20 protein-coding genes and 3 pseudogenes are annotated in these 26743 nt (G+C 41.0%); 9 read left to right on the top strand and 14 right to left on the bottom strand.

The window, feature by feature from the left end; genetic code table 11:
* Positions 1-17 precede the first annotated feature (17 nt).
* Both ANSO36C_RS28685 and bchI read right to left on the bottom strand, forming a co-directional pair.
* Entirely contained in the window at positions 18-314 is a 297-nt protein-coding gene (locus ANSO36C_RS28685; RefSeq protein WP_190943735.1) for a hypothetical protein, read from the bottom strand.
* Between the two features lie 150 nt (positions 315-464).
* Positions 465-1589 carry a magnesium chelatase ATPase subunit I gene (gene bchI, locus ANSO36C_RS28680; RefSeq protein ID WP_251957531.1) on the bottom strand — a complete coding sequence of 375 codons (1125 nt, stop codon included), beginning with the start codon at positions 1587-1589 and terminating at the stop codon, positions 465-467.
* Positions 1590-1739: 150 nt separating this feature from the next.
* Here bchI and ANSO36C_RS28675 point away from each other — a divergent pair, with 150 nt between their 5' ends.
* From ANSO36C_RS28675 to ANSO36C_RS28665, 4 genes and pseudogenes are all read left to right on the top strand, one after another.
* Positions 1740-2447 carry a DNA cytosine methyltransferase gene (locus ANSO36C_RS28675; protein WP_323374529.1) on the top strand — a complete coding sequence of 236 codons (708 nt, stop codon included), beginning with the start codon at positions 1740-1742 and terminating at the stop codon, positions 2445-2447.
* Between the two features lie 61 nt (positions 2448-2508).
* Positions 2509-2757 (top strand): DNA cytosine methyltransferase, encoded by a 249-nt coding sequence (locus tag ANSO36C_RS34570; RefSeq protein ID WP_323374528.1) that lies wholly within the window; start codon positions 2509-2511, stop codon positions 2755-2757.
* Positions 2758-3235: 478 nt separating this feature from the next.
* Positions 3236-4484: pseudogene (locus ANSO36C_RS28670) on the top strand (glycoside hydrolase family 10 protein).
* 484 nt (positions 4485-4968) lie between these two features.
* Positions 4969-7245: a DEAD/DEAH box helicase family protein gene (locus ANSO36C_RS28665; protein ID WP_251957530.1), complete on the top strand. Its 2277-nt coding sequence runs from the start codon at positions 4969-4971 to the stop codon at positions 7243-7245.
* Positions 7246-7511: 266 nt separating this feature from the next.
* Here the strand turns inward: ANSO36C_RS28665 and ANSO36C_RS28660 are convergent, their stop codons facing one another.
* The gene (locus ANSO36C_RS28660; RefSeq protein WP_251957529.1) at positions 7512-8216 is read right to left on the bottom strand and encodes an ATP-dependent Zn protease; all 705 of its coding nucleotides are present in this window, start codon (positions 8214-8216) and stop codon (positions 7512-7514) included.
* Positions 8217-8395: 179 nt separating this feature from the next.
* On the opposite strand from ANSO36C_RS28660, the gene ANSO36C_RS28655 reads away from it, so the two are divergent.
* A complete protein-coding gene (locus ANSO36C_RS28655) occupies positions 8396-8611 on the top strand; it encodes a hypervirulence associated TUDOR domain-containing protein (RefSeq protein ID WP_251957528.1) in 216 nt (71 codons plus the stop codon).
* Positions 8612-8874: 263 nt separating this feature from the next.
* On the opposite strand, the gene ANSO36C_RS28650 is transcribed toward ANSO36C_RS28655, so the two are convergent.
* The 9 genes and pseudogenes from ANSO36C_RS28650 to ANSO36C_RS28615 form a co-directional block, all read right to left on the bottom strand.
* Positions 8875-9729 carry a CheR family methyltransferase gene (locus ANSO36C_RS28650; protein ID WP_251957527.1) on the bottom strand — a complete coding sequence of 285 codons (855 nt, stop codon included), beginning with the start codon at positions 9727-9729 and terminating at the stop codon, positions 8875-8877.
* A complete protein-coding gene (locus tag ANSO36C_RS28645) occupies positions 9729-10790 on the bottom strand; it encodes a protein-glutamate methylesterase/protein-glutamine glutaminase (protein WP_251957526.1) in 1062 nt (353 codons plus the stop codon). The genes ANSO36C_RS28650 and ANSO36C_RS28645 overlap by 1 nt, the downstream gene beginning before the upstream one ends.
* A 140-nt stretch (positions 10791-10930) precedes the next feature.
* Entirely contained in the window at positions 10931-11263 is a 333-nt protein-coding gene (locus ANSO36C_RS28640; RefSeq protein WP_251957525.1) for a P-II family nitrogen regulator, read from the bottom strand.
* A 93-nt stretch (positions 11264-11356) separates the two neighbouring features.
* A pseudogene (locus ANSO36C_RS28635) lies at positions 11357-12486 on the bottom strand (sodium-dependent bicarbonate transport family permease).
* A 1287-nt stretch (positions 12487-13773) separates the two neighbouring features.
* Positions 13774-15078 carry a methyl-accepting chemotaxis protein gene (locus ANSO36C_RS28630; protein ID WP_251957524.1) on the bottom strand — a complete coding sequence of 435 codons (1305 nt, stop codon included), beginning with the start codon at positions 15076-15078 and terminating at the stop codon, positions 13774-13776.
* Between the two features lie 17 nt (positions 15079-15095).
* Entirely contained in the window at positions 15096-15566 is a 471-nt protein-coding gene (locus tag ANSO36C_RS28625) for a chemotaxis protein CheW (protein WP_251957523.1), read from the bottom strand.
* A complete protein-coding gene (locus ANSO36C_RS28620) occupies positions 15559-15966 on the bottom strand; it encodes a chemotaxis protein CheW (protein WP_251957522.1) in 408 nt (135 codons plus the stop codon). The genes ANSO36C_RS28625 and ANSO36C_RS28620 overlap by 8 nt, the downstream gene beginning before the upstream one ends.
* Before the next feature lie 19 nt (positions 15967-15985).
* On the bottom strand, positions 15986-16117 hold the full coding sequence (locus ANSO36C_RS34015; RefSeq protein ID WP_267145343.1) for a hypothetical protein: 132 nt from the start codon (positions 16115-16117) through the stop codon (positions 15986-15988).
* Positions 16101-17762: a chemotaxis protein CheA gene (locus tag ANSO36C_RS28615; protein ID WP_251957521.1), complete on the bottom strand. Its 1662-nt coding sequence runs from the start codon at positions 17760-17762 to the stop codon at positions 16101-16103. The genes ANSO36C_RS34015 and ANSO36C_RS28615 overlap by 17 nt, the downstream gene beginning before the upstream one ends.
* 454 nt (positions 17763-18216) lie before the next feature.
* Between ANSO36C_RS28615 and ANSO36C_RS28610 the strand changes: the two genes are divergently transcribed.
* The 3 genes and pseudogenes from ANSO36C_RS28610 to ANSO36C_RS35205 all read left to right on the top strand — a co-directional run bounded on the left by ANSO36C_RS28610 (position 18217) and on the right by ANSO36C_RS35205 (position 20830).
* The gene (locus ANSO36C_RS28610; protein ID WP_251957520.1) at positions 18217-18582 is read left to right on the top strand and encodes a response regulator; all 366 of its coding nucleotides are present in this window, start codon (positions 18217-18219) and stop codon (positions 18580-18582) included.
* A gap of 6 nt (positions 18583-18588) precedes the next feature.
* Positions 18589-19191: a chemotaxis protein CheX gene (locus tag ANSO36C_RS28605; RefSeq protein ID WP_251957519.1), complete on the top strand. Its 603-nt coding sequence runs from the start codon at positions 18589-18591 to the stop codon at positions 19189-19191.
* A gap of 25 nt (positions 19192-19216) precedes the next feature.
* Positions 19217-20830 (top strand): annotated as a pseudogene (locus ANSO36C_RS35205) (ATP-binding protein).
* Between the two features lie 18 nt (positions 20831-20848).
* On the opposite strand, the gene ANSO36C_RS28585 reads toward ANSO36C_RS35205, so the two are convergent.
* Complete coding sequence (locus ANSO36C_RS28585; protein ID WP_251957516.1) at positions 20849-23416, bottom strand: dynamin family protein; 2568 nt, start codon at positions 23414-23416, stop codon at positions 20849-20851.
* Positions 23417-23557: 141 nt separating this feature from the next.
* On the opposite strand from ANSO36C_RS28585, the gene ANSO36C_RS28580 reads away from it, so the two are divergent.
* On the top strand, positions 23558-24844 hold the full coding sequence (locus tag ANSO36C_RS28580) for a hypothetical protein (RefSeq protein ID WP_251957515.1): 1287 nt from the start codon (positions 23558-23560) through the stop codon (positions 24842-24844).
* Between the two features lie 109 nt (positions 24845-24953).
* On the opposite strand, the gene ANSO36C_RS28575 is transcribed toward ANSO36C_RS28580, so the two are convergent.
* Positions 24954-26549 carry an alkaline phosphatase D family protein gene (locus ANSO36C_RS28575; RefSeq protein WP_251957514.1) on the bottom strand — a complete coding sequence of 532 codons (1596 nt, stop codon included), beginning with the start codon at positions 26547-26549 and terminating at the stop codon, positions 24954-24956.
* Positions 26550-26743 lie beyond the last annotated feature (194 nt).

Below are 26743 nucleotides of genomic sequence, written 5' to 3'. Positions count from 1 at the left end.
AACTATGTAACGAAAATTTAAAGAGCGTACATTAAGTCAGCAAAACCGTAGAGGCTGATGATGAGTAATAGGGATGCTGTTAGTTGGGTAATTCGCGTCTGGGGTGAGGGGGCGATCGCTTCCCGCACTAAGATGGAAATAGATGCTCCAACTACTAAGCTCAAGCCTAAGATTAAATAGGGTCTTTCAGGTAAAATACTAGCTATTGCCAGCATTGCGATCGCTAATAAGAGCATCAATAATTCTACAAACCTGGGCGGGTTATATTGGCTGGATAGAATAAAGCTGTTGTACCAAAAAGACCAAAATCTCATAGTCAGTGTTGAGTTAAAAGTTATATATTCAGCGCTAAATACTGAGTTAAAAGTTAGTAATTATGAGTTATATACTCAGTGCTGAGTGAGGAATTAAAGTTGTGAATTATAGCTTTGCATTCAAAACTTCTAACTCCTCACTCCTAACTTTTAACTCCTAGCCCCTAATTTTTGACCTGTGCCATTTTTTTGTGCAGTATCACTTTCTGGTAATTCAACACCAAAGACGCGGCTAAAAACTTTGGCGACTTTGTAGCCAGAATCAATCGATTCTAAGGGGTCTTTCCGCAGTCTGTGACGCAAGCATAGTGTGATGACGCGAAGGATATCATCAACTGTAACTTCAGTGCGTCCTTCATAAGCTGTTAAAGCTTTGGCGGCGCGGTTACTAACAATGTCACCCCGCAAACCGTCTACATCCAGTTCTGAGCAGACTTCAGAAATTTTTACCCGCAGATCATAGTCAATTTTTACTTCTGGTAAAAGCTGTTGAGCATTGACAATTTGCTGTTGTAATGCTTCTTGTTGGGGTTTGTAATTTTCGAGAAATACTGGCGGATTTTGGTCAAAATCTGCCCTTTGTTCCACGATTTGCACCCGCAACGCTGGTTCTTTTACCGTGTGAATTTCTGCGTGCATCCCAAAGCGGTCAAGCAGTTGGGGGCGTAGTTCGCCTTCTTCTGGGTTTCCAGAACCCACAAGAACGAAACGTGCTGGGTGACGGATAGAAATGCCTTCTCGTTCTACAGTGTTCCATCCACTGGCGGCGGAGTCGAGTAACACGTCTACAAGGTGGTCATCTAGTAAGTTGACTTCATCTACATAGAGAATGCCTCGGTTTGCCTTTGCCAGTAGTCCTGGTTCAAAAGCTTTGACACCTTCAGATAAAGCTTTCTCGATGTCGATTGTGCCACAAACTCGGTCTTCTGTAGCTCCTAGCGGTAGGTCTACCATTTGGACTTTTTTGTGAGCTACAGGAATTTCTGCCCCTTGTTCTAACAGTTGGCGGACTTCATCGCTCATCAAATCGGGGTCGCTAGGATCACTACTGAATGGGTCATTAGCAACCACAGAAATTTCTGGCAGCAGATCGGCTAGCGCCCGGATAGTTGTGGATTTTCCGGTGCCGCGATCGCCCATAATCATTACACCCCCAATTTTGGGGTCAATCACGTTCAATAACAGCGCCAGTTTCATTTCTTCCTGGCCGACAATTGCCGTAAAAGGAAATACTACGCGACGCGCATTTGTCGTGGATTGAGCAGTTGGACTCACTAAATTACCTTAACAATATTTTTCTTATTACAGTTATTTATTGTGACACAGGTAGGGCATGGAATAGTTTCGTAAATTCAAAAGTTTTATTAAACACATTGTTTTACGTGTACATACTAGAATATTAATCATTAAAAGATATATAAAGAGATGAAAGAAAAATATAAAGATGATAAAAAAAGCTCTTCACTTAGAGTTTTAGACCTTTTTGCTGGTTGTGGAGGCTTATCTTTAGGTTTTCACAATGCTGGTTTTAATATTGTAGCAGCGTTTGATAATTGGAAACCAGCTATAGAGGTTTATCAAAAAAACTTTAACCATCAAATCTTTGATTATGATCTTAGTATTTTGAGGAAAAACTATCAAATCTTTAGAGAGATGCGCCCTGAAATTATTATTGGTGGCCCTCCATGCCAAGATTTTTCTAGTGCCGGAAAGCGTAATGAAGATTTAGGAAGAGGGGATTTAAGTATAATATTTTCGGAGATAGTTACAAGTGTACTTCCTCAATGGTTTTTGATAGAAAATGTAGAATTATTTCGTAAAAGCAATAAATATAAAGAGGTCAGAAAAATATTAAAAGCTGCTGGATATGGTTTAAGCGAAATAGTTTTGGATGCTAGTCTGTGCGGTGTACCTCAAAAGCGAAAAAGATTTTTTTGCTTTGGAGAGTTACAAGGAACAGACGAAAGTCTAGAACCTTACCTCAAAAAAAGGTTAGCAGATAAACCAATGACCATTAGAGATTATCTGGGAAAAAAATTAGAAATTCAATATTATTACAGACATCCAAGAAGTTATCAAAGAAGAGGAATATTCAGTATTGATGAACCCAGCCCAACAGTAAGGAGGAGTTAATCGTCCTATTCCTAAAACTTATAAGAAACACCCTAAAGATCCTGTCCCCGTTACAGAAGAATTGCGCCCATTGACTACAATAGAAAGAAGCTATTTGCAGACTTTCCCGGAAACATTTATTTTTGAAGGCACAAAAACAGACCTGGAACAAATGATCGGAAATGCTGTGCCAGTCAAGCTTGCAGAGTATGTGGCTCAAAGTATCCTTGAATATATTAAGGATAGTTTAAATAAATCTATAATAACTACAGAAAAAACTTATTCAGAATTATTTTTAAATAAAAAAAATGAACAAATAAATATTATATAATTAGTTATTTAAAAAAATATAACTTAGTTATTCAAATAAAAAGTGAGATTCTATTTAATAGTTTAAATTTCCCAAAGTGTTTTTAATTCACTCATTAGTTTAACTCATATTATCAAAGTCTGCATCAAGGTATTAGCGAAACTATAATGCACAAATGATTATCATTCCTATCTATTGATGATTTTATTTTTTGAAGTTCCTAAGTGAGATGGAGTATAACCAATGCCCAATTTCCTATTCTCCGTATCTATATCTATTGGGCACTTAATGGCTACTAGCTGCGTCAAGCATCTTATAACTTCGCTAGGTCTGCTTTAATTTCTTTTTCTGGTGCAAAAGTTCCATAAGCAGGGAACGAAAAACTACCAACTCATTAATCATATAGTAAGCATAAATACTTGTAAACTATATGGTTAGTAGATTCAATTATAAAAACGAGCAATGGCGTGTGTAGGTAGTTAATGCATCACTCAAATCTATGAAATCATCTTTTTTTGTTCAAAGTTGGCGGCGTAGATGCATAGCAGCTTGTCGTCAGATATCGCTCAAGTATCTTTTTCCAATTCTCATTTTTATATCCTTTATTACGGTATTGCTAGTAGACAGTTTCACCCCTGTAATTACCGAAAGTGGTGGCTTCAGTGCGATCGCACAGATGCCCCGTCAAGAAATTCGTGGGGTTTGGATGACCAACAATGATTTTGATACCCTGAAAAATCGCGCCACAGTGCAGGATGCAGTCAGCCAACTACGGCGAATGAACTTCAACACCATCTATCCTGTAGTGTGGAATTCAGGCTATGTGATGCATCCCAGTGCAGTAGCACAACGTGCAGGTATTCAACCTTTTGTCTACAAAGGTTCAGATGGACATGATATTCTCGCAGACCTTATTACTCAAGCCCATCGCAAAGGATTGCTAGTAATTCCCTGGTTTGAATTTGGTTTCATGGCTCCCCCAACCTCGGAACTTGCGCTGAATTACCCGGATTGGTTCACACAAAAGCGCGATGGTAGCCAAACTTCAATCAGTGCGGCTGGTGAGGTTATGTGGCTCAATCCGTTCCTCCCGCAAGTGCAACAGTTCATCACTAATCTAGTGCTAGAAACTGTCACCCAATATGATGCCGATGGCATTCAGTTTGACGATCACATGAAGTTTGCCTCACGAATTTGGCTACGATCAATATACAGTTGCTTTGTACACCAAAGAAACGAAGAATCCTCCCCAACTAATTCCAAGATGCGGCATGGGTAAAGTGGCGGCAGATAAAAATTACGGCGTTCATGGTTAAACTTAATCAAGCTGTGAAGCAGAGAAAACCCCAGGCAATTTTCTCTGTTTCTCCTAATTACTATGATTTTGCTTACAAATTTCACTTGCAAGATTGGCTGGGTTGGATACGGCAAGATATGTGGACGAGTTAATCGTGCAAATTTATCGTCCGGATCTGCAAAGTTTTGTGGCTAATATTTCCCGCGCAGAAATTCAAGAAGCGCAACAAATAATTCCAACTGGAATTGGCATTATGACAGGGTTACGAAATAATCCAGTTCCCATGCAGCAAATTAAGTCTCAGGTGCGGGCTGCTCAAGAACGCGGTTTAGGCGTAACATTCTTTTATTATGAAAGCCTTTGGAATGATGCCTTAGAACCTTTAAATGAGCGACAAGCTGGATTTGCTTCTCTGTTTCCATCTCCCGCACTCCGCGCCAGAGTTGAATAACTTTTCTGTTGAATTTGAGTTCAAGGAAGCTAATGAGATTCACTCTCAGGACTTACGCAAAGTAAATCTTTTCTTGCAAGCGTTGACGTAGTCTCTTGAAGAGAAGCAAAGTAATCTCGTCAAAACAGGGATTGTTTCATTTAGGCTACGTTTCGCTTGCAATTTTTTATGGCTAATGGAATTGCATAGACCCTTTACGACTTGTCATCAAATATCGCCAGTTGTCCTGAAAGGCTCAGATTCCTAAACTTCTTCAAAGAAGCTCGGAATCTTGTTGGACACTAACCTTACTTTCAAAAGTGCAAGCGGCTGAAAAAGTATTTATTCATACATTTATCTCTACATAAATATTCTAGTAATTAGTTAGACAGCACATCAGTTCGGGAATACTGGCAATTAGGGTAATGGATTGCTGCAATCTGTTGAGTCAGAAATAGTTACAGCCTCTCCCTTAAAGCACAGTCTTTCTAGGATTTTAGATATTATGACAACTGTTCAAGTTACATACGCAGGTCTAATCAAAGTAACAAGGGGTGAGGCTCCCAAAGAGCTATACTCCCACCAGAACGAAGCAATCAAAGCACTGAATGAAACTAATAAAAATACCTTTGAAGGCTTGCTAGTTCTACCCACGGGTGGCGGAAAAACGTTAACAGCAGTTCACTGGCTACTACGTAATTTTATCAACAACAAGAAAAAGGTTCTATGGATTGCTCATCGTCATGAATTACTTGACCAAGCACTTGAGACACTTCAACTTAGTGCTTATTCATCATTATTGAGCAATGTATCAGGATTTAGATACCGCATTATCTCAGGTCATCCTAAACACGATCGACCTGTAAACATTCAAAAGACTGATGACATAATCATTGCCAGTAAAGATAGTCTAAACAGTGGGCTTGATCACTTGTTGAAAAACTGGGTCGGTGACTTACACGAAGTTCTTTTGGTTGTAGATGAAGCGCATCATGCGACAGCTAAGACCTATCGTAAATTAATTAATGCTGTCAAAAATGGTTTAAAGAAGCGAGATCATGATAACGGCTTTAAAATGCTAGGGTTAACAGCTACTCCTTTCCGAACAGATGAGAGCGAGAAGGGTCTGCTAAAGTTAGTTTTTCCCGATGATATTATCTTTTCAGAACACCTGAGAACTTTAGTTGCTAGGGGAATCCTTGCTGAACCAATATTTGAAAACCTAGAAACGAAGATAGAAATAAAGCAAAAATTGACAGCCCAAGAAATCAAGGCAATTGAGAATTTTGACAGGCTACCACAAGATATAGCTAAAATAATTGCTGAAGATAGTAAACGTAACAATCAAATTGTTGCTCACTATAAAAAAAATCGAAAAAGATATAAACCTCTTTTAGTCTTTGCTATCGATGTTATACACGCAGTTGCATTGAACAAAGTCTTTAAGGATGAAGGAATTAATTCTGATTTCATTGTAGCAGCAGTCAAAGATTTAACTACAGGTACTACAATTGCTGCAAAAGACAATAAAGAAAAAATACAAAAATTTAGAAATGGAGAGCTTGAGGTATTGATCAATGTAGAAATTTTAACTGAAGGAACGGATTTACCTAATGTACAAACTGTTTTTCTCACACGCCCTACTACATCCACAATACTAATGACACAAATGATTGGTCGGGCTTTGCGAGGGCAAAAAGCAGGTGGTACAGAAAAAGCTTATGTGGTCAGCTTTATTGATGAATGGGAAAACAAAATTAACTGGGTTAACCCGGAAAAGCTTCATGAACAAGACGGTGCAGTATTTCCTGAAAAAGACATTTTATCAAATAATAGAATTGCTCGGCTCATATCTATTGAGATGATTGAAGAATTCGCTCGTATCATGGATGATTCAATTGTTACGACTGGTGTGGAAGAACTAGAGTTTTTAAAGAGAGTTCCTCTTGGAATTTATCGTTTTTCCATTCTTGAACCGTCTGAAGGATATGAGCCTAAACCTACCAACTATGATGTATTGTTATATGACGATACAGAAGATGCATACGACAACTTTGTACATGATTTGAAAATTCTATTTCAAAGTATTGATTTACAAGACAGAGAAATATTGACCGAAGCAGAACTTGAATATCTTTTGCAAACTGCAAAGCAAATTTATTTTCCTAACTATCAAACTTTACTTGGTTATAGAGATGAAGATGTAAAAAATATCTTGCGTTTCTATGCTCAGAATGAAAATGAACAAATACCAGATTTTCTAGCCTTCAGTGAGAGGAGGAAGTGTGATGTATCTATCGTAGCAAGATATATCTACGACAATTCATTAGGCGGTAAAGCAAAGTCTGACTACATCGACTCCCTCTGGAATGATGAAACGTCTTTTTGGCAAGTTTTATTTAGCGACGAAAAGCTATATTTCAGGAAACAGTTGGACATTGAAACTCTTAAGATTGAAGGGCTATACCCTAATGCTGTAGTATCAATACAAAATGTAATTCCTGACACTGTACCAATAGAGAAGTTAACTCTATATGAAATCAAAGAGCGAGATATTGTTGAATACAGAAAAATTAAAAATGCTGTATTCGCCAAGCATACAGATGCAAAAGGGTTTATATCTTGTGCAATCAGCGGAGTTAAAAGCCAGATGCGGAGAGATTTTCAAATCGACCACATTAAACCTATGTCTCAGGGTGGTTTAACTACCATCGATAATTTGCAATTGCTGACACGTAAAGCCCATGTAGAGAAAACCCGTATAGAGAATACAAGACGATAGTCTTCGAGGGATATATCTATATCCGTAAGTAATCTAAATCTTTCTGGTTTGGCAAGTTGAAAATATATGGTGTCACTCAAAAGAGACTTATGACCTTAACCTTGAACTTGCCACCAGAATTAGAATAGTATCTTGCACAAGAAGCTAAACAGCAAGGGCTTTGTGTGGAAACATATACTTTGCAGATTTTGCAAGAATATATTTTGCCGAAAGAGAAACAGTCTAAGTTGATATAGGCTGCTTTTCTTACGCTTCCCCTGCTTGCCTCAATTCATGCCACTGTTCTGCAATGCCTTACTCCCTACTGCTAACTCAGCATGGCAATCTTCTACGGAAGTGCGTTGTCGCATAGCATTAACTAAAGCCTCATAGCTAGACCAATTTTCTTCCAGTAGGGTTTTTGCTTGCAGGGCATGAAACCGCAGTTTTTGCTGATAAGCTGATTCAGAAAAGCCCAAAATTGCCAAGACTCCTATCAGCTTGCTTTTATCATCAGTTCCACCTTCAGCATTCTTAAAAACTAGGGTTTCAGCAGCTATACCCGCCATCCAAAGAGTGCAGTAGCGGTCTAGCATTTGGGCACTGATTTTACCCGCCTCTAATTGAGATGCTAATTCGCCATCATTAAAGCTAACACCGCCTTGTCCAGGTTGCCCCTGTTTCCAGGCTTCCCAAGCGCTGAGTGTGTAGCCGGTAACGGGAATACCCAATAGGTAAGCAACCAAAAAATGTCCTGCTTCGTGGTGGACAATGCGATCGCGGTGTTCACTTGAAAAACCAGCAATCCAATCTAAAAAGATAGTACCACCCTTGCCTTGCAAGCTAAAACTATCTAATGTCGCTATGCTTAAAATGGTGAAGGTAGCGATCGCTGGTACTGCTGGTGATAAATTTAAGAATGGCCCCAGCAGTACTGATAGGGTCATGAGAAAGATAGATATTGCAACTAAGTTTAGGCTAGTCTGGCTCATTGAGAGTTTTTTGAAAATCTGCTTAATCTTTCTTCATTATGAAGCAATCTCTACGATGGGCTACGCCTACCCACAGCTTTTGTATCAAGGTTTTCTCTATCACTAGAATGATGGCTGCTTTTGCAGTCGCAGACATAATGTGACGTTAGTAGGTATAAAACATCAAATAAGAGATGGATATGGCTGAACAATTCAAAAAGGGCGATCGGGTTGAATGGAACACTTCACAAGGCAAGACAACTGGAAAAATAGTAAATAAACTTACTTCGCCTACAGATATTAAAGAACATCATATTGCTGCAAGTGAAGATAACCCTGAGTACTTAGTTGAAAGTGATAAGACAGGAAAACAAGCTGCTCACAAGCCTGATGCTCTGAAGAAAATAGAGGAATAAGTAAGGTAGGCATGATTAAATATAAGATGTCATTGCGAATGAAACAAAGCAATCGCAAAGTCTCTGGATTGCTTCGTTTCACTCGCAATGACTACACATATTTTGCATGATTTGTTAACTTCTAAAAAGGCACAGAGTCAACACCCTAGTCTGAATCCCCCACTGATTTATTCTGACTCCTGTTAGCGGTAGCGGGGCGTTTAGCCCATTCTGACTTCTGAATTCTTCTTCAAATTTGTTTATTTAGTAGGCTAATTTTTACCTCAATCGGCAATTTTGACTTCAGGATTGTGCAATCGATAGCAGATAGCCTTGTCAAATAAAACCCGCTTGAATGATTCATCTAGGCTGATAGTCGTTTCACCACTACCCAAAAACAAGTAGCCATCTGGACTTAATTGCTGCTTGATTTTTTTTAGCAAGGCTTTCTTGGTAACAACATCAAAGTAGATTAAAACATTCCGTAAAAAGATAACGTCAAATTGCGGCAGAGATGACCAAGATTCTAAAAGATTTAACTGACGAAAATCAATCATCTGGCGAATGTGTTTCTTTATTTGCCAGTCAGTATCTAGCTTTTGAAAGTAGCGATCGCAAATATTTTTAGGGAGTCCACGATTTATTTCAAGTTGGTTATAATGCCCTTCGCGGGCACGCGCTAAAACCTTAGTAGAAAAATCAGTTGCAATTAGCCTTACCGACCAATTGGTAAGCATGGGAAAATGTTCATTAATTAGTATGGCGATGCTATAAGGTTCTTGTCCATTAGAGCAGGCAGCACACCAAATGTTGAGCGATCGCTCACTTTCTCGTTGTTTAATTAACTCTGGTAGTACGTATTTTTTCAGTGCTTCAAAAGGGTGGCTATCACGGAAAAATGAGGTTTCGTTAGTGACCAGCGCCTCGATTGTCTGGACGTGAAGACTATTAAATGGGTGAGTTCGCAAGTAAGTAACCAAATCAGCGATAGAAGCTAATCCTGCCGATTCGATAATTGGCTGCAAATGTAACTCTGCTAAATAGGTTTTATCACCAAACAACACAACGCCTGAATGATGATGAACTAACTCCCGAAGATACTCAAAATCAGTAATGCTTACACCCATAATCTGTGTCATTACAGGTCTGAAGGAGGAACTTGATGGAAACGAATTCTATGCATAATTTCATCTGCGATTTGGTTAAGTGGAAGAATTTTATTAGCAAGTCCGGCATTAACGACAAAACTAGGCATTCCCCACACGACGCTAGTAGCTTTGTCTTGTGCAATTACCTGTCCACCCGCCTCGCGTATGCACTGACAGCCATGTAACCCATCTTGCCCCATACCTGTGAGGATAACTGCGATCGCCCCAGCCCCATAAACCTGTGCAACCGATCGCAACAGCACATCGACTGAAGGACGACAAGAATTTTCGGGAGATGCTTGATGGGTGGCAAGTCTAACCCCAGTTTTGTCACGTTGCACAATTAGATGAAAATCTCCTGGGGCAATCCAGGCGTGTCCCGGTTTTAGTATCTGTCCAGGAACCGCTTCATCTATTGGGATTTGACACTTGGCAGCTAATTGTTTAGCTAGTAGTTTCGTAAACATTGGCGGCATGTGTTGCACAATCAAAATCGGCACTGATAAATCTGCTGGAAACTCGTTAAGCACTACAGTCAGAGCATTTGGGCCTCCCGTAGAAACCCCAATTGCCACAACCTCCACCTGGTGTAAGCTGCTACGAACGGGAAAAACAACTGGATGGGTAATTGCACTGGGTGTAAAAAATGCACCAAATACCTTAATTTTGGGAATTAAATCATCCCGAATATGTTGATTTGTTGCCTCTACACTTCCTAAGTTACTAGGTTTTGTGGCATAGTCTGAAGCACCTAAAGAAAGAGCTTCCAGCGTTGCGATCGCTCCCCTGTGTGTAGAGGTACTATACATAATTACTGGTAAGCGTGGATATATTTGTCGGATAGCGGCTAGGGTTTGCAAACCATTCATCTCCGGCATCTCAATATCCAGGATGATCACATCGGGATTAACATAGGGAATTTTGGCAAGAGCAATGCGACCGTTAGCCGCGACTCCTACCACCTCCAGTTCTGGATCGCTAGATAAAATTTTACTTACTCGACTTCGTACTACTACGGCGTCATCGACAATTAGTACCCGGATTTTGGGCATTAGGGATTGGGGACAAGGGGAGTGTTTCCTTTGACCGAGATTATAAACTAACAAACACAGTATATGAAAATGATTTATAGAAATACGGCTACAAAAAACCGGGGTCATGCCCCGGCTTTTTAGGTCTGTGTCGTCTCGATTCAGCAGCCGTCTGGTCCACAGAAACTGTGCCCGTACAGTACCTCCGCGTCACAAATATAGATCATGCCAGCAAAATCGAGGAAAAACTTCACTGCGACCTGATCCGCAATATTCTCGGCCATATCCCTATCCTGGGTGAGCACCTCGAATTTTATATTCGCCGTGGTGTCAGAAACGTTGGGTTGTCCCGACGAGCGCACGTTGCGACTGCCTTTACCGCCAGTTTCCAGAACCGTATAACCGGTTGCCCCGGATTCTTCGATAATATTGGCGATCTTTTTCAGCAAAATCTTTTCCGTGACGATGACGAGCTTTTTGGCTGGCTTGGCCATGTTGCTTACCTCCTTACCGTAATTGATCTTATATATTGAGTCACTTGGTCTGCCGGGTCAAGGGAGCGCTGACAGACCGCGACCCGTCTGGGATTAGCCGCCGCCTATCGCCTGGGCAAGCCCGAGGAAGAGGGGTATTCCCACGCCAATCGCAATGGGTGTACCGATAGCTGTGGAGGCACCGATGTAGGCTGAGGGATTGGCCGACGGAATCCCGGCTCGCAACGTGGGTGGACCTGAGATGTCTGAACTGGAGGAGGCGATGACGGCCAGAACCACTACGCCACCCATGCTGAATCCTGTGGTGTAGTGGGCAATCATACCGAGACCGAAGGCGATGAACCCATGCAGCAGCGGTGCCACTACGCTATACACGACGTACCACTGAGCCACCTTACGTAGTTCGCCAAGTCTTGACCAAGCCTCCATACCCATGACCAGCATCAAGATCGAAAGCAAGCCGCGAAAGGCGGGATCGTAGAAGCTTTTATAGACACTTTCCGGCTGGGCTAATATGCCAATAGCAATGCCGAGCAACATTGCCGATAGGGCAGATCCCTGGAGGCTTTCCTTCACGATCGGCCATATTTTGACCCGATTATCCGCAGACTGTTGCTTGCTGAGATACTCCTGCCGGGTGCTGGGATAATCTTGCTGATCGGGATAATCGCCTGCTGCAACGGTCTGCTTGCTGAGATACTCCTGCTTGCTGAAAGACTCGCCTGCTGCACTACGCTTCTTCTTGTTGAGATAAATGTTGGCTATCACAATCGCAGTTACGAGCGCTGGGATATCCATGAAGGGATAGAGTGCGCCAGCCCATGCCTCGTATTGTATTTTTTGTCCATCCAGTACTGTCAGGGCAGCGGCCATAGTAGAGCCACTCACAGCACCAAACAACCCCCCGGTCGCAATCGCATCTACGGTTTTGACCTTCGGCAGCTTGGCCAACGTATAGCGCGCGATGAATACAATGAGAATTCCTAATGCCATAGCAAACGCTACGGGTAACACCATCTCCGTTAGGTTGGAATTGCGGATCGCCTGACCACCGGTCAGACCGATTTTCATGAGCAGCATGAAGACGATGATCTGAGTAATCGCCTCTGGAATTACCAATTCGCTACCAAGGGCGGCAATGACCATACCACCAATCAGAAGCTGAGTGTTGGGGACTGCAACTGCTTAACGAAGTCCGTTAAAAACGAGGACAAAAAATCCATGAATACCTCCTTCTGCCTCCTCTAAAAAAGAATTGTGATAAGTGAGCTTTAAGAAGTAAGGGTGCAGCGCTTCAACCCTGCGGACAGGTGTTCGCGTAACACCTGTCCGCAGGGGGTTCAAAGATGGCCGCTCTCCGAATGGGGCTGGAAGGTGTCGCTGTACCACAGTAACTTCTATAGATCAATATCTATTAAGACCCAAAATTCTATGTACTTAAGTCAGATCCTTAAATTCGCACAAATTTGCGATCGTTTTACATGAATATGCCAAGTAATTTCAAATTCAAACCATAAGTTTTTCTTTTATTTTCAGAAAACCCGTATATCTCTTGTCAGTGTAAATTGCGATCGCAGAATTTTCTCTATACACGAATATTGCACCGAGGACGGTATGGGATCAGCCAAATCGGAAGAGTTGCATGGACACCACTCTTCTAGCAATGACTGAGCTAATCAATCCACATTTCAGGGGGAGCTGTTGACGGTTCATAAGTCGTGGATGGACTGTAACTGGCGAGGTTAAACCACCCCACCGCCAGTAGGAGACCAAACCCACAGCCCAACAAAAAAGTCCAGGCGTGAGACGAGTCGAGCACGCAGAGCAGGCGGCGATCGCCGCTATATACCTGCACTAGCCAGCCTTCGCTGGTGTTGTCAAATTTTGTCCGCACTTTAGTTGAGTCAAACTTGTTCATTGTGTACGCTCCATGCTGATCGAATGTTTGTGGCGGTGGCGGGCACTTGCGCGCTGCGACGGAAACACCTGTCAGAAATTCACCTGTGAATGGAGAATGTCTCAAGGAGAGAAACTGGGTCGCTCAAACCTGATATTTGATGTCGAACAGAAGGCAGACATCTATGCTTTCGCCTTGAACGATATTCTTAAGTTTATATAAGCTCATCAAGAAATCCATGTGCTTAAGTTTATCTAAAAACTCGCACAAATTTGCGATCGCTTTACATGGATCTGCTAAGTAATTTCAAATTCAAATCATAAGTTTTTCTTTTATTCTCAAAAAACCCGTATATCTCTGGTCAATGTAAATTGTGATCACAGAGTTTTCTCTATACGTTCTCAAAACCCCAGCAATTCTCATTTTGGCAAGAAGCTGTTCAAGCACTGGGAATCTCGGTATTGTAATGACATTTGAGAGATCCAAGATCCAGTTCAAAGACTTTTTAACGGAGATAAAAGGTGGATTCACAAGTATGAAAAACTCCCCTTGTCTCCTTTTCTCCCCTGCTCCTCTGCCCCCCTGCCTCTTCTTCAAGATTAGGGACAAAAAACTAATATTTAAACTGATTGACGACTTTCTGCAAATCTACTGCCATTCGAGATAGTTCTGTGGCTGCTTCTAAGGTATTGCTGGTTCCAGTAGTCGTACTTTGAGTATTTAGTGCCACAATTCCAATACTTTTAGCAATGTCTGATGTTCCTTTGGCTGCCTCAGCCATATTTCGGCCAATTTCATTTGTGGTTGCAGTTTGTTCCTCAATAGCACTGGCGATCGTGCTTTGGAAGTCGTTGATTTGATTGATAATACTAGTAATCTGAGTGATGGCTTGAACGGCGCTTTTTGTATCTGTCTGAATTGCTTCAATTCGCAAGCTTATATCTTCAGTCGCACTTGCCGTTTGTTTGGCTAATTCTTTCACCTCGTTGGCAACTACGGCAAATCCTCTACCTGCATCCCCGGCTCTAGCCGCCTCAATGGTAGCATTGAGTGCTAGCAGGTTTGTTTGCCCTGCGATCGCGGTAATGACTTTAATAACTTTGCCAATTTCGATGCTGCTTTGACCGAGTTTGTTAATTGTCTCGTTCGTGCACTCAGCCGTTTTAACTGCCTCAGTCGTGACCTTTGCTCCTTGGGTAACGGTCTTAGCAATTTCTCGAATGCTAGCATTCATCTCTTCCACAGCAGTCATAACTGTATTAGTATTCTGACTTACCTCTTCAGCAGAGGCAGACGCAGAAGTGGCCTGTTTGGCTGTTTGTTCGGCGTTCTCAGTCATTTCTTTGCTGACTGCGGTTAGTTCTTCTGCGGAAGAGGCGACTGCTGTTGCCACTTCTGTCATCTGTCTAATTGAAGACTTGAGGCTGCTAATCATCTGATTTGCATTATCCGTGAGCTGTTTAAACTCTCCTGCATTGCTTGCCTCAATTTGCTTAGACAAATTTCCTTGAGTGACGGCAAGGCTGACCTCATTAATACCTTTTATCTGCTCTTTTAAATTTGTAGACATCTGATTCAAGTTGCCCTCCGATTCTTTCCAACTCCCATCGGCTCCTTTGACAACGGCTTGAGAACCGAGCTTTCCTTGAATACCAATCTCGGATGCCAAGCGATTAACTTCGTTAGCAAAGTTTTGATTTAAACTCACCAATTCATTAAAAACTGAGACAATTTCACCCAGCTCATTATTTTCATCAGCTAAACGGACAGTAAAATCACCGTTTTTTGCAGCTTTAAGTGCTATTAATAACGCTTGCAATTGCACTTTTATTACACTATCATCGGTCGGTTGCAAATCTGCACTATCTACCAAGGGAGATTTAGAATTGGCTGTTTTTCCAGCCCGATTTGTAGTCATTGCAAAGCGCTCCTGAGTTATTCGATAATCTGATTTGTTAAATTAACATTTAGAATTTTCTCGGCATCTAGAACTAACAGAAATCCCTCTGGGAGGGGGTAAGCTCCTGCTAGCATCTGACGCATTCTACCTTTTAACGTTGCGGGTGGGGGTTGAAAGGTGTTTTGTGCAAACTCTAAAACATCTCCCACATAATCGACCTTTAGACTGACTACTTCATGCTCAGAACACACAATCATATTAAATCCCTGCGGTTCATCTACAAGTTTTGTAATTGATTGTGTCTGCGGTTCGCTCATCTCTAATCGACGCTGCAAATCGATGACAGTAATAATTTGTCCACGTAAATTAATCAACCCACAGATATCTGGTGGTGCTAAAGGTACAGGAGTCGTTGCTTGGGGACGAATCACTTCTTGAACGTGTTGCACGTCAATACCAAAGTAAATTCCTTTGAGGAAAAATGTGCAAATTTGTTGTTCAGCCATGAGTTGCTAATTGCAGCAAATGAGGGTTAGCCATGCGAATTACAGTCTCAATGTCAAGAATTTCTGTGATTTGTCCTTGAATTACAGCACAGAAAAGCACACCAGGTCTACTAGGAATACCTTTAATGCTTAGTGGTTCTTCCACAATATCAAGAATGCGATCGACCACTAGCCCAACGCTGAGTTCTGAGTATGGAGAGACAATAATTATCTGGAGCGTTTCGGCAACTGTCGCCAAAGCCTGATCATTAAAGCGATCGCCAACGCCAAATATCTGATAAAGATCAATCAGTGGCAGAATTTGCCCGTAAGACTGGAAGACATCCTGATTAGCCACTTTTTCGACAGCAGAAGCAAGAATCTCTTCGAGCCGAAATGCGATCGCTAATGGAATGCCCATGCGTGCGCCTTGGCGGCCCTCAAAGAGTAAAATTGTTTGGCGATCGTCTACTTTCCTCTTGGCTATTTACAGCATTTTCGCTCAACAACTGCTTTTTGGCGATTATACCAGTTTGCTTTGCCAGACCGACAACATCAATAATTAATGCCACTGTGCCATCCCCTAAAACAGTAGCTCCTGCAAATTAGGGATAGCGCCTTTAACTGTCTTCCTAAAGGTTTAACTACAATATCTTGGATGTCTTCGATTGTGTCTACAACTAGTCCAAAGCGATAATTATCAACTTGCACAATTACCAGACTGAGTGTTTCTAAATTGCTGGCACTATCGTGTTGGAATACTTCATTGAGATAAATCAAGGGTACAAGATTACCCCGCAAGCGATACACAGGCACATCGTATAATATCTCAATATTATTGAGTGCTTCTAGGCGGACTAACTCTTGTAAACTCGCTTGAGGAATGGCATAATAATTGCCTCCACTGGTGACAATCAATGCTGGAATAATTGCCAGTGTTAGGGGAATCTTGATTTTGAAGGTCGTTCCTTGTCCCTGTTGGCTGTGAATTTCAACCGTTCCGTTAATCTTCTCAATATTACTCTTGACAATATCCATCCCAACCCCTCGCCCGGAAAGATGAGTTACTTGTTCAGCAGTCGAGAAGCCGGATAAAAAAATTAAGTTCATCGCTTCTGACTCGCTCATGGTTGCAGTCTGCACAGCGCTCACTAAACCAAGTTGCTGCGATCGCCCTTTGAGGCGTTCTAAGTTCAAACCACGACCATCATCGCCAATTTCAATATTTACTTTGCCGCTTTCGTGAAAGGCTCTGAGAAATAGCCGTCCTACGCTTGGCTTTCCACAAGCAACCCGTTCGGCTGGTAATTCAATCCCATGATCGATGCAGTTGCGTAGTAAGTGCGTCAAGGGGTCTTTAATTGTTTCAATAATACTTTTGTCTAGTTCAGTCTCTGCCCCCTCCATCTCCACCTCAACTTCTTTCCCGGAAGCGATCGCCAAATCGCGGGTTACGCGAGGGAACTTTTGCCAAATGGAACTAATTGGTTGCAGTCGAGTTTTCATCACCCCTTCCTGCAACTCGGCTGTAAGTAGGCTCAGGTGCTGGCAAGTAGCAGCAAAACCATTATCTTTAAATTTTGTACTAAATCCGATTATCTGATTACGAGCTAAAACGAGTTCACCCACTAGGTTCATCATCTGATCTAGCAGATTAACATTGACTCGGATATAAGCGGATTCTGATGTTGTCGTTGATATTTCTGTGAGTTCGTGATTGAGAGCTTCAACAGACTCACTAGCTGCTGTATCTTTTTGTGGCGTTTGTATATTAACAGCCAATTGAGAGGCTTTTGGAGTCTGTTTAGTTTCTGACAATCGCGTTAAAGTCGCGATCAGTGCAGAATAATCGCGTAGGCGCAGCCCGTCGTAGACATCGCCATCCTGCTTTGTAGCTTGAATTTGAGCCAGAATTTGCCGAATGCTGTCAACTGTTTGTAGTAAAGTACTTATAATGTCAGGGGTGATTGCGATCGTGCGATCGCGCAGACACGAGAGCAAATTCTCTCCAGCATGAGCAAGTGATTCTAAATTAGGAAACGGTAAAAAGCCGCAATTTCCTTTAAGTGTGTGAAGTGAGCGATAAATCCGAACTAATGCTTCTCCATTACCAGATGCTTTTTCTAGCTCAATAATATCGCCTTCAATTTGATTCAAGTTCTCATAGCTTTCAACGAGAAATGCTTCTATATCATCGTCAATTTCATTTAACTCCATTGGCTAATCAAGTAAATTTTTATATATCTTATTTTAATACTAATTTAATATTAAACCTCACCAATCTCTATCTAAAGAAAGATGTTTGTCTTTTCTCAGGCTGAAGACATAATATTTCCCTTAATGATATAGTTATAAGACAAACAATATTGATCAAGATATGTGCAACTTCACATTAAATTGGTATAACCGACATCCACCACATAACAGTTTTGCATTGACTTCGGAAAGAAAAGCTTGAACTAAATTGGATTTTCATTATTATTAATAATTTTAGCTCTACAGCATAGCATTATAGTTTCAGCGAGTTTGATAATTTTTCCGAAACTATCATTTAATTTATATTTGTAAAATTATATTGATTTATTATTTAATGAATTCATTCTAATTAATAATATATGCTAATTAACCCAGATCAAGAATTATTAAGCTAAAGCACAAAAAGGCAAAACTGATGGCAATGGTTTTGATTATCGATGATGCAGCTTTTTCTCGCAGAATGATCCGTAAGTTTCTGCAAATCGATGGCTATGAAATTATAGAAGCAACTAATGGGCGTGAGGGATTGGAAATGGTTTATAACTATAAGCCAAATTGTGTATTAGCGGATCTTCTAATGCCAGATATGAATGGCTTTGAATTTCTGCAAGCTATGCAAGATAAAGAATTAAAAATCCCGACCATTATCATTTCTGCCGATATCCAAGAAGGGGCACGCAATCAAAGTTTTAACTTGGGGGCAGTTAACTTTATTAATAAACCACCAAAAGAAAGTGAATTGCGAAAGGCAGTCCAGGAAGTTCTTAGTATTAAGGAATAAGTTTTTATGAATGTGACAACAGAAGAACTGAATGCCCTAGAAGAGTTAATTAATATTGGAGTCGGTCGAGCGGCAAGTCTACTTAATGAAATGGTAGACTCTCATATTCGTCTGAAAATTCCGGTTGTTAAAGTATTAAGTGCTACCGATGTATATCAAGAATTAATAAAACGATTTCATGATGAGACTTTGTCCTCTGTAAAACTAGGCTTTACAGGCTCTTTTCATGGCACTGCTAGCTTAATTTTTCCAACTGATAGCGCATCAACATTGATTGCAGTGCTTACAGGTGAAGATCCATCGGCTGACCTAGATGCGGTCAAAATTGGCACGTTGAGCGAAATTGGTAATATTGTCATAAATGGGGTAATGGGTTCACTCAGTAATGTGCTAAAAAAGCATATAAACTACACATTGCCCGTTTATTTAGAAGATAACCTTGAAAATTTATTATTATCTGCATACGAGAATGATTCAAAAATATTACTGGCACAAGCCAGTTTCACAATTGAGCGCTTAGAAATTATCGGAGATATTATTTTAATCTTTCTAGTGGGCACTTTTGATGCGCTAATCAATGCAATGAAGGACGAAATGGGAATAATCTAATTAATATAAAAATTTTGAGAAGACAATGAATATAATTGAACAAGCTCAGGAAAAATTTAGCCTTTTAGATAAAATTCCTTTAGGAGCTTTTGTTCTACAGTCAGATTATATTGTTATTTTCTGGAACTCCTGCCTAGAGGAATGGACAAAAATTCCCAGATGTGAGATATTGGGAACTTCTATTCATGAATATTTTCCTCATCTGAATCAGCCTCGTTACGCAGCCGTTTGCACCAAATTTTTCAAGGTGGGCCGCCGACAATTTTTTCTTCTCAACTACATAAATATATTATCCAGTACCTATATCTAAAGATAAATACCGTATTCAACATACAACTGTTACTGCCGTATCTGCATTGGATGAAGATAGATTTTATGCTCTGTTTTCAATTGAAGATTTGACAGATTTAACGTTTTCGAGTTCAGGAATATAAAAACCTCCGCGATCAGGCTCTAGCAATAGCAGAACAACGTCAACAGGCAAAAGTTGCTGCTGAAACAGCAAACCGCATCAAAGATGAATTTTTAGCAATTGTCTCTCATGAACTTCGTTCTCCTCTTAATCCAATTTTGGGCTGGACAAAACTACTCAAAAATCGCTCATTAAACGAAGCTACTACTTTGCGTGCCCTTGATGCAATCCAACGAAATGCTGAACTACAAGCTCAGTTGATTGAAGATTTATTGGATATCTCTCGTATTCTCCAGGGCAAACTAGCACTAAATTTAGAAACGGTTAATCTGATTTTTACTATTGAAGCTGCCTTAGAAACAGTGCAATTAGCAGCAGAAGCAAAGTCTATTCAAGTTAATCTCCATTTGGATACACGAATTGGACAGGTGAAGGGTGATAGTAATCGTATTCAACAAATTATTTGGAATCTGCTCTCTAACGCTATTAAATTCACCCCATCTGGTGGACAAGTCGAAGTCTACTTAGAACAGATTAATTCTGAGGTACAACTGAGAGTTAGTGACACTGGTAAAGGTATTAGTCCTGACTCTATGCCATACGTATTCGAGTATTTCCGTCAGGCAGATAGTACTACAACCCGAACTTTTCGGTGGATTGGGGCTTGGTTTTGGCGATTGTGCGCCAACTTGTGGAGTTACATGGCGGTACAGTTAGGGCAGAGAGCTTAGGAGAAGGACAAGGTGCGACATTTATAGTTAGCCTACCTCTGTTTCACATCTGGAATTAGCAAGGGAAGATGACGATCTATCAAACGGCTCGTATCCATCGTGTATGCTTTATGCTCCATTAGAAGGAATACGTTTGTTAGTTGTAGATGATATGCTGATACGCGTGAGTTTCTGGCCTTTCTATTAGAACAGCAAGGAGCAATCGTGACGATCGCAGCATCTGCCAGTGAAGCATTTACTGCAATTATGGAGTCAAAGCCAGATTTGCTGTTAAGCGATTTAGGTATGCCAGATGTTGACGGTTACACCTTGATCAAAAAGTTACGAGCAATGCCCGCCGATCTAGGTGGAGAAATTCCCGCGATCGCTCTAAGTGCTTACGCCGCAGAAACCACACAAAAACAGGTTTTTACAGCCGGGTTTCAACTCCATATCGCTAAACCAGCCGATCCTGACTAAATTGGTGGCTGCGATCGCAGCCCTTGTTAAGAATTAAAGCCTGTAAAGAAGGCGATTAAACAATAGTGCATTTATTAAGAATTACTTCCAGCCCATTCTGTACCTGCTCAAGTTCTTGGCACTTTTGGTAAATCCACATCTTTTCAGCCTCACGTTGTTCCAGAGTTTCGTTGTGAGCCTTTTCCTGCTGTTCTAGGAGATTTTCGTAAAGTGCGATCGCTTGTGCGATGACTCGACTGGCTGACTCAACTCGGCTATTAAAGACTGAGCCAACAATTTCATCTAACTTCTCCGATAATTTATTCGTTGATTCATCAAATTTTTGAAATCCTAATTCAAAAACTTTTCCTTTTATTTGGTCATTTAGTCCATCAAAATCTAGCATTCCAAAACCAAACGAACCAGCAATTGTAGCAGCTAAACTTGCAACAATTACGGCAATAAATCCAAGCCCTGTAAATACTATTAATCCAGCTGCTAAAGCGGTACCTATCCCAACACCACCACCAATTCCTCCCATACCCATAAAGTCATCATTTATACCGTCAATAGACAGTTTAAGCTGTTCGCTAAAATTTGTTTGGATATTCTGGTCTAGGCTATTAAATTCGCCTTGAATGGCATCTAGTTCATAAGCAATACTAGTGTCTAAGTACTTAATATTTTCTTTTAAAATTACCTCCTTAAGTTTCTTATTTCCCCATTCATCTATTTCTTTTGACAAGTCTCTGATAAATTGATTTGTATAATCTATAATCAGTTTGTCTTGGCTCAAAACCAGATTGTGTTCAGAATTCCAATATTGGCTCTTTTGAGCTATGCGATCGCTTAATCCTTCACGCCATTCATCCCAAGATTCAGCAATTTGCTCAAACACTAATTCTATAAGTTGATCTGCCAATAGATGGATTCTGACATCGCGCCCACTGGCTTCTCCTATTTTTTCTAAAATTTTCTGCTTTTCTGATTCAGAAATTTGAATTTTTCCATCTAAAGTATCCTCTGATTGATGTAGCCCATCTAAACCTTTTTCGATGACTCTATTTATTTGACTAATAGAGTGCTTAATTTTTACTATTCCACTATCAAAGGTCAAAAACTTCTCAAGAGACTGGGTAAAGTTTTGGAAGGCTTTCAAATAGTCATCTTCAGTTCCCTGCAAAATTGCATCCAGTGCAGCTTGAGCAGAAATAAAATGAACGCGGTTTTCACCTGCAACTATAGGCTTTTGACCTTGTACAATTCTTTCGATCCTCTGTTGCACTTGCTCACGTCCCTTTTCGCTACGCACTAAATCTATAAAATTTCCTACTACAAAAAGATTGTTAGCAGGTTGATTTTTATTACCATGATTTAGTTGAGTTCTCACATCCTGGAGTAAGTCGCATTCTACCTGAGTTAGAGGACGTAAGGCATTAGTTAGGAATATCACTGCATCCGTATCCTTCAGTAGTTTTTGAGTAATGGCGGTGCGTTCAGGGTGTTCGTTTAATCCTGGAGAATCTACAATTTCTACCCCACTACTACATAACTCTAAATCAGGATGCTCAAAAACGATTTCATCAATTTCATTATGTGCTAGTTCATCACTCAGACATCCAAGTGCTGCATCTTCTGAAATTGTTGCCTTTAGTTGATATTGCTCAAAAGGAATTTCTTCTTCCCGTCCATCTTTATAACGACAGACTACCCGCTTTTGGGTTCCATATTTTAAAACTGTTACCATACCACTACAAGGAATCTCTCTCACAGGTTGAATTTCTTCACCTAGTAAGGCATTAAGTAAGGTTGATTTTCCTTGGCTAAACTCGCCTAAAACTGCTAACCTAAACTGCTGAGATTTTGCTTTTTGAGATATTTCCTCTACTTCCTTTATCAAAGTGTGAGGCAATAACCCACGATTGCTACAGTCTTGAATTATCTGAAATAGCTGATAACAACAATTGTCTAATTGTTTACGATATTCTTGAAACTTTTTCAATTCTCCGTAAGATATATTTCTGTGTGGTTTAGTTATTTTGTGTTTTGCTTTAGTAGGTAGAGCGGCTAACATATCACTTGCAACCTTAACAAATATAGTATCCAGTTCTTGAAAACGAGCAGGGCTGAGTAAAAAATGTACTTCATCTAAAGCAATAGGCTCCACATTTGTTTGATGAGTAAAACCAGCCTCTAAAACTACTAAATGTTGTGGTTTAATGCCTAAGTGCTTGGCGACTATCTCCAAATACTTTTTCTCGCGTGAATCAATTTCGCCATCAGCAGATGAGATTTCATAGCCAAAGCTAATCAACAAAAGCTTTTCTGACTCTGAAAGTGGAGCCGCCAATGCTAGTAAATTATTAACTTGCTTATAAACTTGATTTTCTTTGACTCCTTTAATCATCAAATGTGTCAACTTACGCACATCACTTTCTGGAATACTAAATCGATAAAGGGTTGTCAGTAAACGTTGCTTTTCTGACTCTGCGACTGTGCCATCTACAAATATCACCCCCAGCAGCACCGTAACTAAATTTGCCAGAAATATCACAGGTGGTGTGAGATTCTTTTGAGTCAGTTTTTGCCCGGTAATCTGCGACAATAGCTCAACACTCTGAGAGTTAACTAGTGAAGTATCCATAAACTATGTAAGGCAATAAGTTTTCAGGCTTAGTATGCCCAGATTTAGACAAAATTTATTAATATACCGAATAAATACGGTTATGTTTACTTTTTTATACCAGTTAGGCTCAAGAAAATTAGCTTTTAGCAACCTAAAAATATGCTGTTCCAATTTCCGTCTGCAATTCAAGCCGGTATTGATGCTGGGAAATATCTACAAGTCTTTAGCAATGGAGTACCCTTGAGCATAGCTAGAGATACAGTTACCGGACAATTTGTAGGCCATGCTATTGGTGCTACAGTCAACAACAGCCCTTTATCTCCACTGATAGCAGTTTCTAATCTAGTCACGAGTGGGGCGCAAATGTATCAAACTCAGCAAGGCTTTACAGCAGTACTGAATGGATTGCAAACTATACAGACTAGCTTGGGTGTGCTGCAAGCAACTACAGCCTTGATTGGTGTGGGAACAATCGCAGGTGTAGCATTAACAGCAGTCAATCTGCACCAAACAATGAAACTAAGAAAAGAAGTAGAGCAAATGAGGCTGGAAGTTAAAAACGGCTTTATTGACTTGAAACAAGCCTTAAAAGACCAAGGAGTAGAAATTAGACAAATAATCGAGCAAGTAGCCCAAGATATCAAATTTGAACAACATCGCACGGCTTTAGTGAGGGCGTATGGAGTGTTTATCCAGGCGATTAACCGCTTCCGTTCAGCGATGCAATTGCAAGATTTCAGCCGGAGAAACGCTGAGATTGATGGCGTGAGGGGAATGTTATTTGCGGCTTTAGCAGATTACAGCAATCCGCATCTATTAGAAGAAACTTGTGCAGCAGGTCAACTACGCAGACTTGAATGTGCTTGGGCAATAGAACAGGCGATTGTTGCAACTTATCAAGTGCAGAATGAGGTTTCAGCAGTGAGCGATCGCCTCATCCTACTCCAAGATAAAATCTGTCAAGATGCTCTCACTGTGATTAATCGCTGCGACTCACATGATGAGCTTGATTTTCTCTTTCCCGAAATTATCCGCATTAAAAATCACGATTTAGCAGTATTGGATTCGTGGCAAAATCATGTTGATTGGATGCGATCGCTTTCTTCATCAGAATTAAAGCTTTTAAGTAGCGCTGATTTTAATAGTTCAGATACTTACAACTCTACAATCAACTTAGCAGAACCGCCAGAACAATTAGTCTATGAGAGTTTAGCCGAAAAGTCTCATTTCTATTCGCTTCGTGACCAGCTGTTATTTCTCTTTGAGCCTGAACTACGTCGAGAGTACGAATTTTATATTAGTGAACAAGCTGGAATTACTGGTTATAAAACATTAGTTACATCTAATTTACAACAGGCATCAGACCTAACTGTTGGTAATCTTTATTACTACTTTAAAATCAGAGATGAATCGAAAGATGAGACAGAGTTAGTTTCAGCTAATTAAAACAGCTACGCGCCCTAAGCGTAGCTTTTACGGCAAACTCTGTTACCACCGTAGGCATCGCATCAAAGGCTGGCAAGTGGAGCCAGCCTGATCTAAAAAAGCCTTGAACCTATTGAACCCGCTCTACTTTTCCCTGATTCGGCAACTCAAACGAGACTGTTGATATGATTGGGGCATTTGGGTTAGGCACAGTCGGCCCAGTCTCTGGGGATGGAGCTAGTAGTCGATAGTCACTACGCCAACGCTCATGATTGAGGTCACAAACAACATAACCGCGTTGTCTACCATTAAAATACTTTATCCACGGACTTTCTGGTAAAGCCTTCTCAATTCGGTCACTAGCGCCAAAGCCTGAAGTAATCGATGTGCCAACAAATTCAGTACCGACTGTAGCAGAGTTAGGGTTATTGTAATCAGCTTTCAGGTCACTTACCCAACTAGAGTGTGTGTCACCAGTAAGGACAACTGGGTTGGCTGGCTGACGTTGAGCAAGGAAGTTGAGAATACGGCTGCGGGCAGCTACATAACCGTCCCAAGCATCAATATTAAAGGCAGTCTCAGGGCCTGCTGTCCAGTCGTGCTGGGTAAAGACAACCTGTTGAGCAAGAACATTCCAGCGTGCCCCAGAGCGCTCTAGATTGCGGAACAACCACTGCTCTTGTTCAGTACCAGTCATAGTGGCATTTGGATCAAAAGCTTCTGCACAGCGTGGTTCAATAGTGTCGTTACAAGGTTGGTCGCTACGATATTGGCGAGTATCGAGAACATTAAATTCAACCAAGTTACCGAAGTTTAAGCGTCGATACAGCTGCATATCAATGCCTCTAGGTTTTGAAAAATCCCGCAGTGGCATGTGTTCGTAGTATACTTGGAAAGCAGCAGCACGACGAGCTAGAAAAGCTTGGCGTGATTGTACTTCGGGGTCTTGAGGGATTTCATCCGCCCAATTATTATCAACTTCGTGGTCGTCCCAAGTGACTATCCAAGGAAATGCAGCATGAGTCTGTTGCAGGCTGGGGTCACTTCTATATTGGGCGTGACGGTTGCGATACTCCTCCAGTGTGACTGGCTCTCCATTACCTTCATGAGGTCGGAGTGCATTGGCTCTCGGCGCTCCCTCGTAAATGTAATCACCGAGGTGAACCACCAAATCTAAATCTTCTTGAGCCATGTTTTTGTAGGCGGCGAAGTATCCTTGCTCCCAGTTTTGACAGGAAGCGAAGGCGAAGCGGAAGCGCTCAACGCGATCGCGCGGGTTAGGAGCAGTACGAGTCCGCCCAATAGGACTGACTTCATTACCTACCCTAAATTGATACCAATACCAACGGGCGGGTTTTAGTCCCTGCACTTCTACATGGACAGAGTGTCCAAATTCTGGGGTAGCCATCTGTGTGCCACTGCGGACAACTTGCTGCATCTTTTCGTCGGTAGCAACCTGCCATTGCACTGGAACATTATATGGTGGCATCCCACCGCCATTGAGTGGATCGGGGGCTAAACGCGTCCACAGCACTACATTATCTGGAAGTGGTTCACCAGAAGCCACACCCAGACTAAAGGGATAATTAGAGAATTTGGGTTGGGCAAGAACTTTGTTAGAGAATTGATTAGCGATCGCAAAACCAGTTAAGGCTCCAGTCCCAATCAAAACTTGTCGCCGTCTCAGCCGACTTGATAGCAAGCGCTCAATATTGAGGTTTTGCATATATTTTCATTATTATCGCGTTGGAATCATAACGAAGTGTAACAGCGCAACTTTAATGCTTATTTGCAATTAGGTTAAGGGTTGATTATTCAAACGCAAACCTAATTGTTTTACCTGAACTAATAGCGCGATTTTTGGATATGCTTGAACGCAGAAAATGCTCCTACAATTCCCAAAAGTAACAGACTAATTGT

It is taken from the genome of Nostoc cf. commune SO-36 (assembly GCF_023734775.1).
Lineage (GTDB): Bacteria > Cyanobacteriota > Cyanobacteriia > Cyanobacteriales > Nostocaceae > Nostoc > Nostoc commune_A.
The sequence above is the reverse complement of the archived record's forward strand: the minus strand, read 5'-3'. Positions and strand labels throughout refer to the sequence as shown.

Coding starts and splice junctions, on each gene's coding strand:
- ANSO36C_RS28685 (WP_190943735.1), bottom strand. CDS start 314: ATGAGATTTTGGTCTTTTTGGTACAACAGCTTTATTCTATCCAGCCAA.
- ANSO36C_RS28675 (WP_323374529.1), top strand. CDS start 1,740: ATGAAAGAAAAATATAAAGATGATAAAAAAAGCTCTTCACTTAGAGTT.
- ANSO36C_RS28665 (WP_251957530.1), top strand. CDS start 4,969: ATGACAACTGTTCAAGTTACATACGCAGGTCTAATCAAAGTAACAAGG.
- ANSO36C_RS28660 (WP_251957529.1), bottom strand. CDS start 8,216: ATGAGCCAGACTAGCCTAAACTTAGTTGCAATATCTATCTTTCTCATG.
- ANSO36C_RS28655 (WP_251957528.1), top strand. CDS start 8,396: ATGGCTGAACAATTCAAAAAGGGCGATCGGGTTGAATGGAACACTTCA.
- ANSO36C_RS28650 (WP_251957527.1), bottom strand. CDS start 9,729: ATGACACAGATTATGGGTGTAAGCATTACTGATTTTGAGTATCTTCGG.
- ANSO36C_RS28645 (WP_251957526.1), bottom strand. CDS start 10,790: ATGCCCAAAATCCGGGTACTAATTGTCGATGACGCCGTAGTAGTACGA.
- ANSO36C_RS28640 (WP_251957525.1), bottom strand. CDS start 11,263: ATGGCCAAGCCAGCCAAAAAGCTCGTCATCGTCACGGAAAAGATTTTG.
- ANSO36C_RS28630 (WP_251957524.1), bottom strand. CDS start 15,078: ATGACTACAAATCGGGCTGGAAAAACAGCCAATTCTAAATCTCCCTTG.
- ANSO36C_RS28625 (WP_251957523.1), bottom strand. CDS start 15,566: ATGGCTGAACAACAAATTTGCACATTTTTCCTCAAAGGAATTTACTTT.
- ANSO36C_RS28620 (WP_251957522.1), bottom strand. CDS start 15,966: ATGGGCATTCCATTAGCGATCGCATTTCGGCTCGAAGAGATTCTTGCT.
- ANSO36C_RS28615 (WP_251957521.1), bottom strand. CDS start 17,762: ATGGAGTTAAATGAAATTGACGATGATATAGAAGCATTTCTCGTTGAA.
- ANSO36C_RS28610 (WP_251957520.1), top strand. CDS start 18,217: ATGGCAATGGTTTTGATTATCGATGATGCAGCTTTTTCTCGCAGAATG.
- ANSO36C_RS28605 (WP_251957519.1), top strand. CDS start 18,589: ATGAATGTGACAACAGAAGAACTGAATGCCCTAGAAGAGTTAATTAAT.
- ANSO36C_RS28585 (WP_251957516.1), bottom strand. CDS start 23,416: ATGGATACTTCACTAGTTAACTCTCAGAGTGTTGAGCTATTGTCGCAG.
- ANSO36C_RS28580 (WP_251957515.1), top strand. CDS start 23,558: ATGCTGTTCCAATTTCCGTCTGCAATTCAAGCCGGTATTGATGCTGGG.
- ANSO36C_RS28575 (WP_251957514.1), bottom strand. CDS start 26,549: ATGCAAAACCTCAATATTGAGCGCTTGCTATCAAGTCGGCTGAGACGG.